This window comes from Streptomyces sp. NPDC104226 (assembly GCF_055584085.1).
This window is the reverse complement of record NZ_JBVJMS010000011.1, coordinates 293,829-309,020: the sequence shown is the minus strand read 5'-3', so window position 1 is coordinate 309,020 and position 15,192 is coordinate 293,829. Positions and strand designations below refer to the sequence as shown.

The following is a 15,192-nucleotide window of genomic DNA, read 5'->3' as shown; positions in this document are numbered from 1 at the left end:
GACATCTGAATGAAGCGGTTCACCCTGCGGACCGGGATCCGCTGGAAGATCACGCTCGCCATCGCCTCCGTGGGCGCGCTGACCGCCATCGCCCTGAGCCTGGTGGTGCACAGCGCTGCCCGCGTCTCGATGCTGGAGAGCGCCCGCGAGGTGCAGCTCGACCGCGTGCAGTTCATCTCCCGCACCGCCGAGGGGGGCCGCAAGCCGCAGATGGGCGCCAAGCTCAACGACCCCGAGCTTCCCAGGGAGCTGCGCGACAAGGCCCATTCCGGCAGGCGCGGCACCTTCGTCCAGGAGAACCCGCACGGGCTCCCCGAGGTGTGGGCCGCCCTGCCGCTCGGCAACGGGCAGGTGCTCTCGCTGCACACCCCGTTCCGGGAGAGCGCCAACATGCTGCGCGACCTGGACCGGGCGCTGATCGTCGGCTCCGTCGCCGTGGTGGTCGGCGGGTCGGCGCTCGGCGTGCTGATCGGCGGCCAGATCTCGCGCCGGCTGCGCAAGGCCGCGGCCGCCGCGCAGCGCGTGGCGCACGGGGATCCCGAGGTACGGGTGCGGGACGCGGTCGGGGGCGTCGTACGCGACGAGACCGACGACCTCGCGCGGGCCGTCGACGCGATGGCGGACGCGCTCCAGCAGCGGCTGGAGGCGGAGCGGCGGGTGACCGCCGACATCGCGCACGAACTGCGCACTCCGGTGACGGGCCTGCTCACGGCGGCGGAGCTGCTGCCTCCGGGCCGGCCGACCGAACTCGTACGGGACCGCGCGCAGGCGCTGCGGGCGCTGGTCGAGGACGTGCTGGAGGTGGCCCGGCTGGACAGCGCGTCCGAGCGGGCCGAACTGCAGGAGGTGGCGCTGGGCGAGTTCGTGCAGCGCCGGGTGAACGCGCTGATGCCGGAGGCGAGCGTACGCATCGTCGCGGACGAGATCGTCAGCACCGATCCGCGCCGCCTGGAGCGGATCCTCGGCAACCTCCTCGCGAACGCCGCCAGGTACGGGCGGGCGCCGGTCCAGGTCGACGTCGAAGGTCGGGTCGTACGGGTCCGGGACCACGGGCCGGGCTTCCCCGAGGCCCTGCTCCGGGAGGGCCCGAGCCGCTTCCGGACCGGGTCCACGGACCGGGCCGGGGTCGGGCACGGGCTGGGGCTGACCATCGCGGAGGGGCAGGCCCGGGTCCTGGGCGCCCGGCTGACGTTCCGCAACGTGGCGGCGCCCGGCGGGTTCGTCCACAGCGGCGCGGCGGCCGGGGCGGTGGCGGTGCTGTGGCTGCCGGAGCACGCACCGACGGCGACGGGGAGCTTCCCGACCCTGCGCCGGGAGGACTGAGCGGCAACCGAGCGGGACCGATCGGTGTCGTATCGCGACCATCGGCTGTTCGCATGCGGACGGCGATGTTTTAGCATCCGAACCATGACTGACGGTACGGATCGCCCGCACAGCCCCCAGCCCGAGCCCGCACCGGAGAACGGTGGCTACGGGTTCCCGCCGGGCATACCCGCGCCGGGCGGCTACGGGTTCCCGCCCGGCCGGCCGGAACAGTACGACCAGCACGAGCAGCACGCACAACACGAGCAGCACCCGCAGAGCGATCCGTACGCGCAGCACGACCAGTACGGCGGGCGTGCGCCCGACGGCGGCTACGGCTACCCGTCCGGCCGGCCCGACCAGACCGCCTCGGGCGAGGGCCACGGCTACGGATACCCGCAGGGCGGTGGCTACGGCTACCCGCCGGGCCCGCCCGCGGCCGGCACCTTCGGCCCCCCGATGCCGTTCCCGGAGGACACCTCCCCGGCCGGACCGGCCGGACCGCCCGGACCCGGCCAGGGCATGCCCCCCGCGCCCTTCGAGCAGCCGGACTGGGAGGCGATGGCCGACCGGTCGGCGCGCGAGCGGCGCAAGAAGCGGCTGTGGATGGTGGGCGGAGCGGTGACCGTGCTCCTGCTCCTCGCCGGCGGCGGAACGTTCATGCTGCTGAAGGGCGACGAGCCGGGCGGGGACGGCAAGAAGGACGTCGCCGACAACGCGCCCTCCACCTCGCCCTCCGCGTCCGGTTCCCCCAGCCCCGGTGCGTCCCCGTCGAAGTCCTACTCCCCCACCGTCGCGAGCGACGCCACCCTGCTCCGCGACAGCGTCGGCAAGATCAACATCCGCATGGGCCCCGAGGCCACGGTGCCCAAGGTGGGCGCGCGCCACGAGCTCACGCTCAAGGGCAACGCGAACTCCTACGCCGAGGCCACCGACGCCGCCGTGGACACGGCCAAGAGCTTCTCCCTGTCGGTGCGCGTCAGGAACACGTCCGCGGCGAAGGGCTCGCACGTCATCCTGAGCCAGGGCAGCGGGGAGACGTTCTCGTTCGAGCTGGGCTCCGACACGGTGAACAACAAGCAGGCCTGGGTGTTCCGCGTAAGGACCAACCAGGAGGGCGCCACGCCCACGATGGTGACCGTGGCCGCCGAGGGGCACAAGACGGTCAAGGCCTGGACCGTGCTGTCGGCCGTCCACGACGCCGACATGAAGAAGATCTACCTCTACGTGGAGGGCAAGAAGATCGGCGAAGCCGCGGTCCCGGGGATCTGGCAGGGCTCGGGCCCCTTGCAGCTGGGCCGGGCCCGCCACCAGAACGCCTGGGCCGGTGCCTGGACCGGCTCGATCAACTACATCCGGTTCTACGCGACGCCCTTCACCCCCGAGCAGGCCGCGGCCTACCGCAAGGGTGAACTGGACGACGGTACGCGCGGCGCCGGGACCCACGCCTGGGTCACCGGCTGACGCCGGTCAGACGGTGACGCCGGTCAGACGGTGACGCCGACCGTCCGCAGGAAGGACACCGGGTTCACGGCCGAGCCGTAGTTCGGGGTGGTCCGGATCTCGAAGTGGAGGTGCGGACCGCTGGAGTTGCCGGTGTTGCCGGAGAGGGCGATCTGCTCGCCCTTGGAGACCTTCTCGCCGATCTTGACCTGGATCTTCGAGAGGTGCGCGTACTGGGAGTACGTGTTGTTCGCGTGCTTGATCACGATGGCGTTGCCGTAGGCCGGGCCGTCGCCGCCGCCGTTGGGGCCGGCCTTGACCACGGTGCCCGCGGACACGGCGTCCACCGGGGTGCCGACCGGGACGGCGAAGTCCTGGCCGGAGTGCTTGTGCGACCACATGCTGCCGCCCTTGCCGAAGGTCGCGGAGAGCGTGTACTTCGACACCGGCTTCTCCCACTGGACGGCCTTCGCCGTCAGGGCGGCGGCCTGGGCCTTGGCCTGCTCGGCGATGAGCTGGACCGTGCCGGTCAGCTCGGTCTGGGGCACCTCGTCGGCGAAGGCTGCGGTCGTCCCGGCCCCGAGTGCCAGGGCCGCGCCCAGGGCGGTGGCGCCGACGGCGATACGGGTACGACGGGTGGTGACGCGCTTCGCGGACATGAAGGAACCTCCGGGGCCGGGGACGGGGACGGTGCTGCGGGTGTTTCGGGTACTGCGGGTACTGCGGGTGCTTCGGGCAAGAAAGGACCCGGCACGCTGAGCGGGTGCCGGGCTGCTTGCTCATCCTTGGTAACCCGGGCGCCCCGGCTTCCCCAAACCTCTTCGTTACTACCCGGCCTCGTAGGTGCGGAGGGGGCTGTCAGCCCTGTTGACCGCCTCCCCACTGGCTCGACGGTGGGGCAAATCGGACGTCGATCTCTACGAATGCTCCTAGTAGGTCCGATTTGCCCTGTGCGGCTTGTCACCGCCCCGGGACCTCCGCCGCCCCGAGCGGGACCAAAGCCCTGCGACCCACGTCACGCCGGAGCTACGCTCCGCCTCGTGGACGCATCCGTGGTGGGGATCCGGTTGGCCTCGGGGGTCGTGACCCCCCTCGTGAAGAAGCTCTTCCGCGCAGAGGGGGCGGGCGCCGGCCTCGTCGACCGGCCCGTGCGGATCTCCTCGTACGTCTCCCTGCGCGAGCAGCGCGTCCTGTCCCGGGACGACCTCCGCGAGCTCGCGGAGGAGCTCGTCGCCGAGGCCTTACGGGCCCCCGGCGAACAGCCACTGCCGCCGGGCGAGGAGGCGGGCGTCGCGGCCGCGCTGGCCGTCACCCTGCACTCCCTCGGGGACCTGGCCATGGAGGACGCCCAGGCGGTCGGGATGGGCGCGCGCGCCTTCGCCGCCGCCCTGCGCGCCGCCGCGCCGCCCACGGGCCTGGGGCGGGACGCCGGGCTCTTCCACGACCGGCTGCTGGAAACCGCCTGCCTGCACATCCTGCACTTCTTCACGACCCGCTCCACCTACATCCCGGCGGCCCTGGTCGAACAGGCCCACCGCCTGGCCGAGACGATCGCCAAGATCGACGCCCTGCTCGCCCGGATCCCCCGCCAGGACGGCCGGGACGCGGAGTTCGAGCGCACGTACCTGGCCTATCTGGCCACCCGGCACAGCACTCTGACGATCTTCGGGATCGACTTGGCCCCCGGCTCCGCGCGCTGGCCGCTGGACCTGGCCTACGTCAGCCTGGAGGCGGCCCCCCGCCCCCGCCGCACCGGTGGCGAGGGCAGCCCCACGGTCCCGGCGCAGGGGCCCGCCCACACCAGCCCCACCCCCGTCAGCACCGACGCGCTGGTGTCCTACGAGCCCCGCATGCTGCTCCGCGGCGAGGCCGGCTCCGGCAAGACCACCCTGATCCAGTGGCTGGCCGTCTCCACGGCCCGGGACGAGCCCGAGGGCGGCCTCGTCCCCTTCGTCCTGCCCCTGCGGAACCTGACCCGCTACGGCGAACGGCTGCCCGCCCCCGAGGACTTCCTGGTCGCCACCGGGCTGAAGGGCCGGGCCCCCGACGGGTGGGAGAGCCGGGTGCTGGACGCCGGGCGGGGCCTGGTGCTGGTGGACGGCATCGACGAGATCCCGGAGGGGGAGCGGGAACGGGCCCGCGACTGGCTCACCGATCTGCTCGCCGCCTACCCCGGCAACCGCTGGCTGGTCACCTCCCGCCCCTCGGCGGTCCGCCAGGACTGGCTGGCTCCGGAGGAGTTCACCGAGCTCACCCTCTCCCCCATGAACCGGGCCGACGTGGCCGGCTTCGTCACCCGCTGGCACCGGGCGGCCGAGGCCGGGGAGGAACTCCGCGACCAGCTGCTGGCGTCACTGGCCACCAGACCGGAGCTGGCCCGGCTCGCCACCAACCCGCTGCTGTGCGGCCTGATCTGCGCCCTGCACCGCGAGCGGCACGGCTTCCTGCCCTCGGGCCGCAAGGAGCTCTACACGGCCGCACTGTCGATGCTGCTGTACCGCCGCGACCGCGAGCGGGACCTGCGCCTGACCGAACTCGCCGAGGAGCCCCAGCTCCAGCTCCTCCAGCGGCTCGCCTACTGGCTGATCCGCAACGGCCGCACGCAGATCTCCCGGAGGCGGGCCGAGGAGCTCATCGCCGGAGCGCTGCCCGCCGTACCGGCCGCACAGGTGCTCGGTGAGGCTCCGGCCGTACTGCGGCACTTCCTGGAGCGGACCGGGCTGCTGCGCGCACCCACGGAGGACACCCTGGAGTTCGTCCACCGCACCTTCCAGGACTTCCTCGGGGCCCGGGCCGCACTCGACGAGGGCGGCCTCGGGGAGCTGACCCGGCACGCGGACGACGACCAGTGGGAGGACGTCATCCGCATGGCGGTGGCTCAGGGCCGCCCGAATGACCGGGCGGCGATCATCGGCGACCTGCTGATCCGCGACTCCGACCGGTCGGTCCTGCTGGCCCTCGCCTCCCTGGAGTACGCGGCCGAGCTGGATCCCGGACTGCGCCAGGACGTCCGCAAGGCGGCCCTGCGGCTCATCCCCCTGAAGAACGAGGAGGCGGCACGCTCCCTCGGGCGGATCGGGCCGCTCGTCCTGGGGCTGCTGCCGACCGACGGGGCACCGACCCGCACGGCCCGCCTCTCGGTGATCGCCGCGGCGGAGACCGGCTCCGAAGAGGCCGTCGGCTACCTCGCCCACTACCGCAACGACCCCGACGAGGAGATCCGCGCGACCCTGACCAGGGTCTGGGACCGGTTCGACCCCCGTCAGTACGCGGCCGAGGTGCTCGCGCGCATGACCCCGCCGCCCGAGCACCTCGTCGTCGGCTCCGACGACGAACTCGCGGCGCTGACGGGCTTCACCGGCCCGCCCGGACTGTTCGTCGGCGCCGACGTCTCCAGAGCCGCCCTGACGCGCTTCCTGGCCCGGCAGCCGGTGTCGGGGCTGGCCCTGTGGTACTTCGACGGCGGGACCGACGTGGAGTTCCTGCGCGGGCACACCTCGCTGCGGCGGCTCCAGATCAACGGCTGGTCGGAGCTGGCCGACCTGAGCCCGCTGTACGGGCTGCCCCTGGAGGAGGTCACCCTCTACCTGAACAGCTCCACCCCGCTCGGCCCGGCCCTCGCGAGCTGGCCCCGGCTGCGCACACTCACCCTGACCGACAGGAACGGCCCCTGGTCCTTCCGGGACTTCTCCGAGGCGTCCCGGCCGGAGCGCCTCGACCTGACCGGTGTCCCCCCGGACCTGGCGGGCCTGGGCCGCCTGCAGAGCCTGCGGTTCCTGGGCCTGGGCTTCGGCTGGCGGCCCTCCGGAGCAGCCGCGTGGGCCGAGCTCTCGGCCCTGCGGGATCTGGAGGTCATCGAGGTGCACCCCGACGTGCTGGAGGGCCTCGCCGAGTACGCGGACCTGCCCGCGTTGCGGGAGCTGCGCTACTACGACGACGACAAGGAGCTCGATCCGGAGGTCGAGGACCGGGTGCTCCGCCGCTTCCCGCACGCACAGCTGCACTTCATGGCCACCATGTACGACATCTGACCGGAGGCCGGGCACGGCAAAGGGGCGGCCCCGGAACCTTTCGGTTCCGGGGCCGCCCCTTCGTACCGCTGAGAGCGGCTAGCGCTTACGCACCCTTGGTGAGGTCCGGGCCGGAGCCCGTCGCCTCGATGGGGGGAAGGTCCGAGATCGGAGTCTTCTCCTCACCGCGGAAGGTGAACTTGGCTTCGTCGCCCTCACCCTCCTTGCCGACGACCACGATGTGACCGGGGCGCAGCTCGCCGAAGAGGATCTTCTCCGAGAGCACGTCCTCGATCTCGCGCTGGATCGTGCGGCGCAGCGGGCGGGCACCCAGGATCGGGTCGTAGCCGCGCTTGGCGAGCAGGAGCTTCGCGTCACCGCTGAGCTCGATGCCCATGTCGCGGTCCTTCAGGCGGTCGTCCACCTTGGCGATCATGAGGTCGACGATCTGGATGATGTCTTCCTCGGTGAGCTGGTGGAAGACGACCGTGTCGTCGACACGGTTGAGGAACTCGGGCCGGAAGTGCTGCTTCAGCTCTTCGTTGACCTTCGCCTTCATCCGCTCGTAACCGGTCTTCTTGTCGCCCTGGGCCGCGAAGCCGAGGTTGAAGCCCTTCGAGATGTCCCGCGTACCCAGGTTGGTCGTCATGATGATGACCGTGTTCTTGAAGTCCACGACCCGGCCCTGGGAGTCGGTCAGGCGACCGTCTTCCAGGATCTGGAGAAGGGAATTGAAGATATCCGGGTGGGCCTTCTCGACCTCGTCGAAGAGGACGACGGAGAACGGCTTCCGGCGGACCTTCTCGGTCAGCTGGCCGCCCTCTTCGTAGCCCACGTAGCCGGGGGGCGAACCGAAGAGACGGGAAACCGTGTGCTTCTCGCTGAACTCCGACATGTCGAGGGAGATCAGCGCGTCCTCGTCGCCGAAGAGGAATTCGGCGAGCGTCTTGGAGAGCTCGGTCTTACCGACACCGGACGGGCCGGCGAAGATGAACGAGCCACCGGGACGCTTCGGGTCCTTCAGACCCGCACGGGTGCGGCGGATCGCCTGGGAGAGCGCCTTGATGGCGTCCTTCTGGCCGATGACGCGACGGTGGAGCTCGTCCTCCATGCGCAGGAGTCGCGAGGACTCCTCCTCGGTCAGCTTGAACACCGGAATGCCGGTCGCGGTCGCCAGGACTTCGGCGATGAGCTCGCCGTCGACCTCAGCGACGACGTCCATGTCGCCGGCCTTCCATTCCTTCTCGCGCTTGGCCTTCGCCGCCAGCAGCTGCTTCTCCGAATCACGGAGGGAAGCCGCCTTCTCGAAGTCCTGGGAGTCGATGGCCGACTCCTTGTCGCGACGCACGTTCGCGATCTTCTCGTCGAACTCGCGGAGGTCCGGCGGCGCGGTCATCCGGCGGATGCGCATCCGGGAGCCGGCCTCGTCGATCAGGTCGATCGCCTTGTCCGGGAGGAAGCGGTCCGAGATGTACCGGTCGGCCAGGGTGGCCGCCTGCACGAGGGCCTCGTCCGTGATGGAGACGCGGTGGTGGGCCTCGTAGCGGTCGCGCAGGCCCTTGAGGATCTCGATGGTGTGCTGGAGGGAAGGCTCCGCCACCTGGATCGGCTGGAAGCGGCGCTCGAGAGCGGCGTCCTTCTCAAGGTGCTTGCGGTACTCGTCCAGCGTCGTGGCACCGATGGTCTGGAGCTCACCACGGGCCAGCATGGGCTTCAGGATGCTGGCGGCGTCGATCGCGCCCTCGGCGGCACCCGCACCCACGAGGGTGTGGAGCTCGTCGATGAACAGGATGATGTCGCCGCGGGTGCGGATCTCCTTGAGCACCTTCTTGAGGCGCTCTTCGAAGTCACCGCGGTAGCGGGAACCGGCGACCAGGGCACCCAGGTCAAGCGTGTAGAGGTGCTTGTCCTTGAGGGTCTCGGGAACCTCGCCCTTGACGATCGCCTGGGCCAGGCCCTCGACGACGGCGGTCTTGCCGACGCCGGGCTCGCCGATGAGGACCGGGTTGTTCTTGGTCCGGCGGGAGAGCACCTGCATGACCCGCTCGATCTCCTTCTCGCGCCCGATGACCGGGTCGAGCTTGGATTCGCGAGCGGCCTGCGTCAGGTTGCGGCCGAACTGGTCCAGGACGAGCGAGGTCGAGGGCGTGCCCTCGGCCGGGCCGCCGGCCGTGGCCGACTCCTTGCCTCCGCCGGAGTAGCCGGAGAGCAGCTGGATGACCTGCTGCCGGACTCGGTTGAGATCGGCGCCCAGCTTCACCAGGACCTGGGCGGCGACGCCCTCGCCCTCGCGAATGAGGCCGAGCAGGATGTGCTCGGTGCCGATGTAGTTGTGGCCGAGCTGGAGGGCCTCTCGGAGCGAAAGCTCCAGGACCTTCTTCGCCCGCGGGGTGAAGGGGATGTGCCCGGACGGGGCCTGCTGGCCCTGACCGATGATCTCCTCAACCTGCTGGCGAACAGCCTCGAGCGAAATCCCGAGGCTCTCCAGGGCCTTAGCGGCGACACCCTCACCCTCGTGGATCAAGCCCAGGAGGATGTGCTCGGTGCCGATGTAGTTGTGGTTGAGCATCCGGGCTTCTTCCTGAGCCAGGACGACAACCCGCCGCGCGCGGTCGGTGAACCTCTCGAACATCGTTTATCGCTCCTCAGAGCGGTCGGGCAGTTCGGGGTCGGTCCCCGCCCTGTCCTTCCGCATGCTAGTCCCGCGGGGCGGGACAGCTCATTCCAACTGCCGACATCCGTCCGCGGCTCACCCTCACGTCCGTGGGAAAACCCGGCTGTAAGTGCCGACAACTGCTCCAACCCGATGGTGCGAGACGATGTTCCCGCAGGCCAGGCAGATACCCGTCACACGTGTACGCCGATGGCGAACGGAAGGCGGTCTCGGACCCTGCAAATCAGCGTGTCGCCCCGATCCACTAGGAATGTCTTACCCGTAAGAGCGGACAGTTCACGCTGGTGGACGACTGATCCCTCCGCTACGGGCGAACACGCTTCCGTCCTGAATGTGAGACTCCGGCCTCTCGGGCGTTTACGTTCCGCATTGACCCGAGTGCCCTGCGTCACATCACGTGCCCCGTCCCGCGTAACTCCGAAGCGTTTCCGCAGTTGCTCCGGGCATGGCCCTCACCGCGCCGCCCGCCACCGTCCCGCTCCCCCGTGCCCCGATCGGGACACTCGCGTCCTGGTACGAACGCGTGCTCGGCTGGCCCGTGGCCGGCGGTCCGCCCGCGCAGCTGGTGACCGGGGTGCGGTTCGACGTACTGGAGCTGCCGGCCGATGCCGGCGCCGCGGTGCTCCGCGGCCCCTGTGGCGCCTCCACGGGCCCCGTGGCGCTGATGGGGCGCAGGATGCGGTTCCTGGTGGCCCCGGGGAGCGCCGACGAGCTGGAGGGGCTGCTCGACTGGCTGGAGTGGGGCGGGGTGGCCCTGGATCTCGCCGCCCTGGGTACGGGTGGCCGGATCACCGCTCCGACGCCGCCGGGACACCTGGTGGGGCCCGGGGAAAGCCCTCAGGGGGCCGCCGTGTGGCTGCGGCCCCCCGAGCAGGGGTGTGAGGCACTGCTGCCCGCCCTGCCCGTTGCGGGGCAGGGCTCCGGGCCCGGTCGTGGCGCGGACGCCGCCGGGCCCGGTCTCGTACGCCTGGTCGCGGCGGCGGCGACGGAGTGCCACCGGGCGCGGCTGCGACGGCGTACGGCCGCTGCGCATCGCATCGGCACCGGGAGCCCGACCGGAGGTCAGCCCCGGTTCTCGTAAGCCTCGCGGATCTCCTGCGGCACGCGGCCGCGATCGTTGACGCTCATGCCCTGGGCCTTGGCCCAGGCGCGGATCTCGGCCGTGTCCGGGTTCCCGGACGTCGCGGCGACGCGGCCGCCCTTGGTACGGCCCGCCGCGGCACGGCCGCCGGTGCGGCGACCGCCCTTGGTGAACGGGTCGAGGAGACCGCGGAGCTTTTCAGCGTTGGCGGTGGTGAGGTCGATCTCGTAGGTCTTGCCATCCAGAGCGAACGTCACCGTCTCGTCCGCCTCGCCGCCGTCGAGGTCGTCGACAAGAAGGACCTGAACCTTCTGTGCCACCGGGATTTCCTTTCATCGAAAAGCAGTACGCGGAAAGGAAACCGCTTTTGCCTGGAAAACACAAACCCCCCGTCACGGGTTCGGGTCCGCAACGGGTCGGGAAACATGCGCGATTCGGACATAGGCCACGGAGCCGGGGGCACCCTGAAATCCTCGCCCTGATCGATCAGAGGTGCAGAAGCATCCGACTGTTGCCCAAGGTGTTCGGCTTCACTCGTTCGAGACCGAGGAACTCGGCGACACCCTCGTCATAGGAACGCAGCAGCTCCATGTACACATCGGTCTCGACCGGGGTCTCGCCGATCTCGGTGAAGCCGTGCTTCGCGAAGAAGTCCACTTCGAAGGTCAGGCAGAAAACCCGGCTGACACCTACCCTGCGGGCGGTCTCCAGCAACTTGTCGAGCACCAGATGACCGACTCCCACGCCCTTCAAGTCGCGGTCGACGGCAAGAGTGCGGACTTCGGCCAGGTCTTCCCACATCACGTGGAGCGCACCACAGCCGACCACCTGGCCGTCGGAGTCGCGTTCCGCGACCCAGAACTCCTGGATGTCCTCATAAAGGACGACCGGCGCTTTGTCCAGCAGGATCCGCTGCTGTACGTACTGGTCGAGCAGGCGGCGCAGCGCGGGAACATCACCGGTGCGCGCTCGGCGGATCGTCACTGTTTTTGCATGTGCAGCGGAAAACTCACCCATGCCCGGACGTTATCGCCCCGGCCCGGTGTCCGGTGCCGCGGAGTCGCCTTCGGCGGCGGGCGGCGCCGCCGGTGAGTCGGCGGACTCCGGGGAGGCTTCGGGTTCCGCCGGCTGCACGATGCGTACGGCGTCCCTGAGTGCCTCGCGCTGTTCCGCCGACATCATGCCGAAGAAGGCCACGAGGGCGGCTGCGGGGTTGTCGCTCGTCGACCAGGCTTCGTTCATCAGTGCGGCCGAGTAAGCGGCCCGGGTGGAGACCGCCGTATATCGATAGGCGCGGCCTTCCGCCTCACGGCGGACCCAGCCCTTCTGATGAAGATTGTCCATAACGGTCATGACCGTGGTGTACGCGATGGACCGTTCCTGCTGCAGGTCTTCCAGGACTTCGCGAACGGTGACCGGGCGGTTCCACTGCCACACCCGTGTCATGACTGCGTCTTCGAGTTCTCCCAAGGGGCGAGGCACAGCAGCACGATAGTGCGGGTTGTGGTGAATTGCGCGGCTATCCGGGCGGCAAGGCGCAACAAAATCGGGCGTACGGCTGCGGAAGCCGTACGCCCGTCCCCCGGCGAGGGGGGCTACTTCTGGGGCTGGGACTGCTGGGCGGCCTCGGCGCGGGCGAGCACGGCGTCGACGGCCGCGTCCTCCTTGGCCTTGTTGGCACCGCCCTGGCTCTTCACGATCGTCACGACGAGCGCGATGAAGAACACGGCCATCACGAAGGGGGGCACGAGCGCGGAAACGTAGTCCATGCCCCCAGCCTAGCTACCCGACCGCGCGCCCGGCCTCCGGGGGCGGGGTGGGCTTGCGGCGGGGCGGGAAGACCTCGCCCGGAGTCGGGACGGGCCGGCCCGGGCGGTCGTCGGGGCGCGGTTCGGGCTTCGGGCGCACGGGATCGGCCTCCTTGCCGGAGCCGGCCTTCTCGGCGCCGCTCCGCTCGGCGCCGCCGCTCCCGGTGCCGCCCGCGAGGCTCAGCAGCCGGGTGCGCGGTGCGGGCGCCGTGGACAGCCTGCGGCGTACGGAGCGCTCCGCGATGACCTGGGCCCGCTCCAGCAGGGCGCCGGCGACCGGGTTGGCGCGCAGCGCCCGGAGGGCCGCGAGATCGTCCGGGACCGGCTCGTAGCCGGCGGCCAGGGCGTCCTGCAGCAGCTCCAGGTAGCCGGTGAGGCTGCCGGGCAGCGCGGCTCTGTACCGCGCCAGGTCGGCCAGGAGGAACGCTCTGAGCCTTCCCGCCTCCTGGACCGCGTCGTCCACCGACGCCGCGAGGCGCAGGCAGTCCTGGACCTCGACGGCCGTCAGGGGGGCCGTCGAGGACTGAAGGGCGTGAGCGAGCGAGCGCCTGAGCACGTGAAGCTCATCGGCGCCGAACGCCATGCCGCCGCGGGATCCGTAGGGCGTGGGCATGGGCCGAAGATACGCGCTAATCGGACAAAATCCCTTGAGTGGACACGTTCAGGGCGCGTGTCGGGGAGCGGGCTGGTCCGGTTGCTTCACCACGCGCAGGAAATCGGTCCAGGCGGCCTGGGTGGTGGCCAGGACCAGGTGGGCCGGGTCGGCCCGGTCGGCCACGCGGACCAGGGTGCCGGGGGCGGCGCTGACGTACACGCAGTTGTCCCCCTCGCCGCAGAACGAGGACTTCTGCCAGGCGGGCCGAGCGGTCATGAGGTCTCCTCCGGTCACAGGCGCTGTGGCGCCGGGAACGGGCTCCCGGTATTTCTCGTGGGGCGAAGGTAACCCCGCGACGGCCGTGGTCCGGCCATTTCCGGGGAAATTGTCATGGCGGGCGTCAGGACGCGGTAAAGACCGTAACCGGCCCCCGCCCTCCGGAGGGAGGGCGGGGGCCGTCGGTGGCCGTCGGTGCGGCCGGTGCGCTCGGGTCAGCCGAAGGAGGGCGCGTTGCGCTCGTAGACCAGCCGCAGGCCGATCAGGGTGAGCCAGGGCTCGTGGTCGTCGATGGCCTCGGCCTCGCCGAGGACGATCGGGGCCAGGCCGCCCGTGGCGATGACGCGGACGTCGTCCGGGGCGCCGTTCGGGCCGGCCAGCTCCTTGGCCATGCGGTTCACGATCCCGTCGACCTGGCCCGCGAACCCGTAGACCACGCCCGACTGCATCGCCTCGACCGTGGACTTGCCGATCACGTTGCGCGGGCGGGCCAGCTCGATCTTGCGGAGCTGGGCGCCCCGTACGCCGAGGGCCTCCATGGAGATCTCGATGCCCGGGGAGATGACCCCGCCGACGTACTCGCCCTTGGCGGAGACGGCGTCGAAGGTGGTCGCCGTACCGAAGTCGACGACGATCGCGGGACCGCCGTAGAGCTCGGCGGCGGCGACGGCGTTGACGATGCGGTCCGCGCCGACCTCCTTCGGGTTGTCCATCAGGATCGGTACGCCCGTCTTGGTGCCGGGCTCCACGATCACCGCCGGGACGTCCCCGTAGTAGCGGCGGGTCACCTCGCGGAGCTCGTGGAGCACCGCCGGCACCGTCGAGCAGATCGCGATGCCGTGGATGCCGTCGCCCAGTTCGTTGCCGAGCATCGGGTGCATGCCCATCAGGCCCTGCATCAGCACGGCCATCTCGTCGGCCGTGCGGCGCGGGTCGGTCGAGACGCGCCAGTGCTCGACGATCTCGTCACCGTCGAACAGGCCAAGGACCGTATGGGAGTTGCCCACGTCGATGGTGAGGAGCATCGGTTACACCGCCTCGCGCAGATCGAGGCCGATGTCCAGGATCGGGGAGGAGTGGGTCAGCGCGCCGACCGCGAGGTAGTCCACGCCGGTCTCGGCGTAGGCGCGGGCGGTGTCCAGGGTCAGGCGGCCCGAGGACTCCAGGGTGGCGCGGCCCGCGACCAGGGCGACGGCCTGCGCGGTCTGCTCCACGGTGAAGTTGTCGAGCAGGATCAGGTCGGCCCCGGCCTCCAGGACCTCGCCGACCTGCTCCAGGGTGTCGACCTCGACCTCGATCGGGACCTCCGGGAAGGCCTCCCGCACGGCGGTGAACGCCTGCACGACCCCGCCGGCCGCGACCACGTGGTTGTCCTTGACCAGCGCCGCGTCCGACAGCGACATGCGGTGGTTGACCCCGCCGCCGCAGCGCACCGCGTACTTCTCCAGGGAGCGCAGGCCCGGGGTGGTCTTGCGGGTGTCGCGGACCTTGGCGCCGGTGCCCTCCAGGACCTCGGCCCAGCGGCGGGTGGCCGTCGCGACGCCGGACAGGCGGCACACGATGTTGAGGGCGCTGCGCTCGGCGGTCAGCAGGTCCCGGGTGCGCGAGCGCACCGACAGGAGCACGTCGCCGGCCTTGACGCTGTCGCCGTCCTCGGCGTGCCGCTCGACCTCGAAGGACTCGGTGCAGACGACCGAGAAGACGGCCTCCGCGATGCGCAGGCCGGCCACGACGCCGTCCTCGCGGGCGACGAAGTCGGCGATCGCCTCGGCCTCTTCGGGGACCGTGGCGACGGTGGTGACGTCGACCCCGCCGTCCAGGTCCTCGGAGAGCGCCATGTGCGCGATGTCCTCGACCTCGACGGGGTCCAGGCCGGCCTCCTCCAGCAGTTCGGCGAGGGCCGGGTCCAGGCCGGACTCCTCCCCGTCACCGCAGGCGCAGTCGTCGCCGCAGCCGCCGGCTTCGCTCTGCCCGACGAGGGGCAGCTCGGCGTGCTCGTGGGT

Annotated in this window: 14 protein-coding genes; 4 read left to right on the top strand and 10 right to left on the bottom strand. The window is 71.0% G+C overall.

The annotated features are described in order from the left end of the window. Positions 1-9: 9 nt before the first annotated feature. Both cseC and ACZ60J_RS31955 read left to right on the top strand, forming a co-directional pair. On the top strand, positions 10-1,323 hold the full coding sequence (cseC, locus tag ACZ60J_RS31960) for a two-component system sensor histidine kinase CseC (protein ID WP_469687228.1): 1,314 nt from the start codon (positions 10-12) through the stop codon (positions 1,321-1,323). An 84-nt stretch (positions 1,324-1,407) separates the two neighbouring features. Beyond that, positions 1,408-2,766, top strand: coding sequence for a LamG-like jellyroll fold domain-containing protein (locus ACZ60J_RS31955; protein ID WP_469687226.1), 1,359 nt, complete (start codon positions 1,408-1,410; stop codon positions 2,764-2,766). A 23-nt stretch (positions 2,767-2,789) separates the two neighbouring features. On the opposite strand, the gene ACZ60J_RS31950 is transcribed toward ACZ60J_RS31955, so the two are convergent. Then, a complete protein-coding gene (locus tag ACZ60J_RS31950) occupies positions 2,790-3,404 on the bottom strand; it encodes a M23 family metallopeptidase (RefSeq protein WP_469687224.1) in 615 nt (204 codons plus the stop codon). A 381-nt stretch (positions 3,405-3,785) separates the two neighbouring features. Between ACZ60J_RS31950 and ACZ60J_RS31945 the strand changes: the two genes are divergently transcribed. Next, the gene (locus tag ACZ60J_RS31945) at positions 3,786-6,776 is read left to right on the top strand and encodes an NACHT domain-containing protein (RefSeq protein WP_469687222.1); all 2,991 of its coding nucleotides are present in this window, start codon (positions 3,786-3,788) and stop codon (positions 6,774-6,776) included. An 85-nt stretch (positions 6,777-6,861) separates the two neighbouring features. On the opposite strand, the gene ACZ60J_RS31940 is transcribed toward ACZ60J_RS31945, so the two are convergent. Then, positions 6,862-9,387 carry an ATP-dependent Clp protease ATP-binding subunit gene (locus ACZ60J_RS31940; RefSeq protein ID WP_469687220.1) on the bottom strand — a complete coding sequence of 842 codons (2,526 nt, stop codon included), beginning with the start codon at positions 9,385-9,387 and terminating at the stop codon, positions 6,862-6,864. Between the two features lie 487 nt (positions 9,388-9,874). Between ACZ60J_RS31940 and ACZ60J_RS31935 the strand changes: the two genes are divergently transcribed. Then, positions 9,875-10,510 (top strand): SCO3374 family protein, encoded by a 636-nt coding sequence (locus ACZ60J_RS31935; protein WP_469687218.1) that lies wholly within the window; start codon positions 9,875-9,877, stop codon positions 10,508-10,510. Here ACZ60J_RS31935 and ACZ60J_RS31930 read toward each other — a convergent pair. The 8 genes from ACZ60J_RS31930 to nadC form a co-directional block, all read right to left on the bottom strand. Continuing rightward, the gene (locus ACZ60J_RS31930) at positions 10,492-10,830 is read right to left on the bottom strand and encodes a histone-like nucleoid-structuring protein Lsr2 (protein ID WP_469687216.1); all 339 of its coding nucleotides are present in this window, start codon (positions 10,828-10,830) and stop codon (positions 10,492-10,494) included. The two genes, ACZ60J_RS31935 and ACZ60J_RS31930, sit on opposite strands and share 19 nt — an antisense overlap. Before the next feature lie 166 nt (positions 10,831-10,996). After that, positions 10,997-11,527 carry an amino-acid N-acetyltransferase gene (locus ACZ60J_RS31925; RefSeq protein ID WP_356514724.1) on the bottom strand — a complete coding sequence of 177 codons (531 nt, stop codon included), beginning with the start codon at positions 11,525-11,527 and terminating at the stop codon, positions 10,997-10,999. A gap of 9 nt (positions 11,528-11,536) precedes the next feature. Next, entirely contained in the window at positions 11,537-11,992 is a 456-nt protein-coding gene (locus ACZ60J_RS31920) for a BlaI/MecI/CopY family transcriptional regulator (RefSeq protein WP_469687214.1), read from the bottom strand. 113 nt (positions 11,993-12,105) lie between these two features. Next, complete coding sequence (locus ACZ60J_RS31915; RefSeq protein WP_250752807.1) at positions 12,106-12,279, bottom strand: hypothetical protein; 174 nt, start codon at positions 12,277-12,279, stop codon at positions 12,106-12,108. 13 nt (positions 12,280-12,292) lie between these two features. Next, positions 12,293-12,931 carry a hypothetical protein gene (locus ACZ60J_RS31910; RefSeq protein ID WP_469687212.1) on the bottom strand — a complete coding sequence of 213 codons (639 nt, stop codon included), beginning with the start codon at positions 12,929-12,931 and terminating at the stop codon, positions 12,293-12,295. A 48-nt stretch (positions 12,932-12,979) separates the two neighbouring features. Continuing rightward, entirely contained in the window at positions 12,980-13,189 is a 210-nt protein-coding gene (locus tag ACZ60J_RS31905) for a DUF397 domain-containing protein (RefSeq protein WP_469687210.1), read from the bottom strand. A 215-nt stretch (positions 13,190-13,404) separates the two neighbouring features. Next, a complete protein-coding gene (locus tag ACZ60J_RS31900; protein WP_469687208.1) occupies positions 13,405-14,214 on the bottom strand; it encodes a type III pantothenate kinase in 810 nt (269 codons plus the stop codon). A 3-nt stretch (positions 14,215-14,217) separates the two neighbouring features. Then, complete coding sequence (gene nadC / locus ACZ60J_RS31895) at positions 14,218-15,174, bottom strand: carboxylating nicotinate-nucleotide diphosphorylase (protein WP_469687292.1); 957 nt, start codon at positions 15,172-15,174, stop codon at positions 14,218-14,220. Positions 15,175-15,192 lie beyond the last annotated feature (18 nt).

Excerpts from the sequence above, each read along its gene's own strand:
- cseC (WP_469687228.1), top strand. The coding sequence starts at position 10 with ATGAAGCGGTTCACCCTGCGGACCGGGATCCGCTGGAAGATCACGCTC.
- ACZ60J_RS31955 (WP_469687226.1), top strand. The coding sequence starts at position 1,408 with ATGACTGACGGTACGGATCGCCCGCACAGCCCCCAGCCCGAGCCCGCA.
- ACZ60J_RS31950 (WP_469687224.1), bottom strand. The coding sequence starts at position 3,404 with ATGTCCGCGAAGCGCGTCACCACCCGTCGTACCCGTATCGCCGTCGGC.
- ACZ60J_RS31940 (WP_469687220.1), bottom strand. The coding sequence starts at position 9,387 with ATGTTCGAGAGGTTCACCGACCGCGCGCGGCGGGTTGTCGTCCTGGCT.
- ACZ60J_RS31935 (WP_469687218.1), top strand. The coding sequence starts at position 9,875 with ATGGCCCTCACCGCGCCGCCCGCCACCGTCCCGCTCCCCCGTGCCCCG.
- ACZ60J_RS31925 (WP_356514724.1), bottom strand. The coding sequence starts at position 11,527 with ATGGGTGAGTTTTCCGCTGCACATGCAAAAACAGTGACGATCCGCCGA.
- ACZ60J_RS31915 (WP_250752807.1), bottom strand. The coding sequence starts at position 12,279 with ATGGACTACGTTTCCGCGCTCGTGCCCCCCTTCGTGATGGCCGTGTTC.
- ACZ60J_RS31910 (WP_469687212.1), bottom strand. The coding sequence starts at position 12,931 with ATGCCCACGCCCTACGGATCCCGCGGCGGCATGGCGTTCGGCGCCGAT.
- ACZ60J_RS31905 (WP_469687210.1), bottom strand. The coding sequence starts at position 13,189 with ATGACCGCTCGGCCCGCCTGGCAGAAGTCCTCGTTCTGCGGCGAGGGG.
- ACZ60J_RS31900 (WP_469687208.1), bottom strand. The coding sequence starts at position 14,214 with ATGCTCCTCACCATCGACGTGGGCAACTCCCATACGGTCCTTGGCCTG.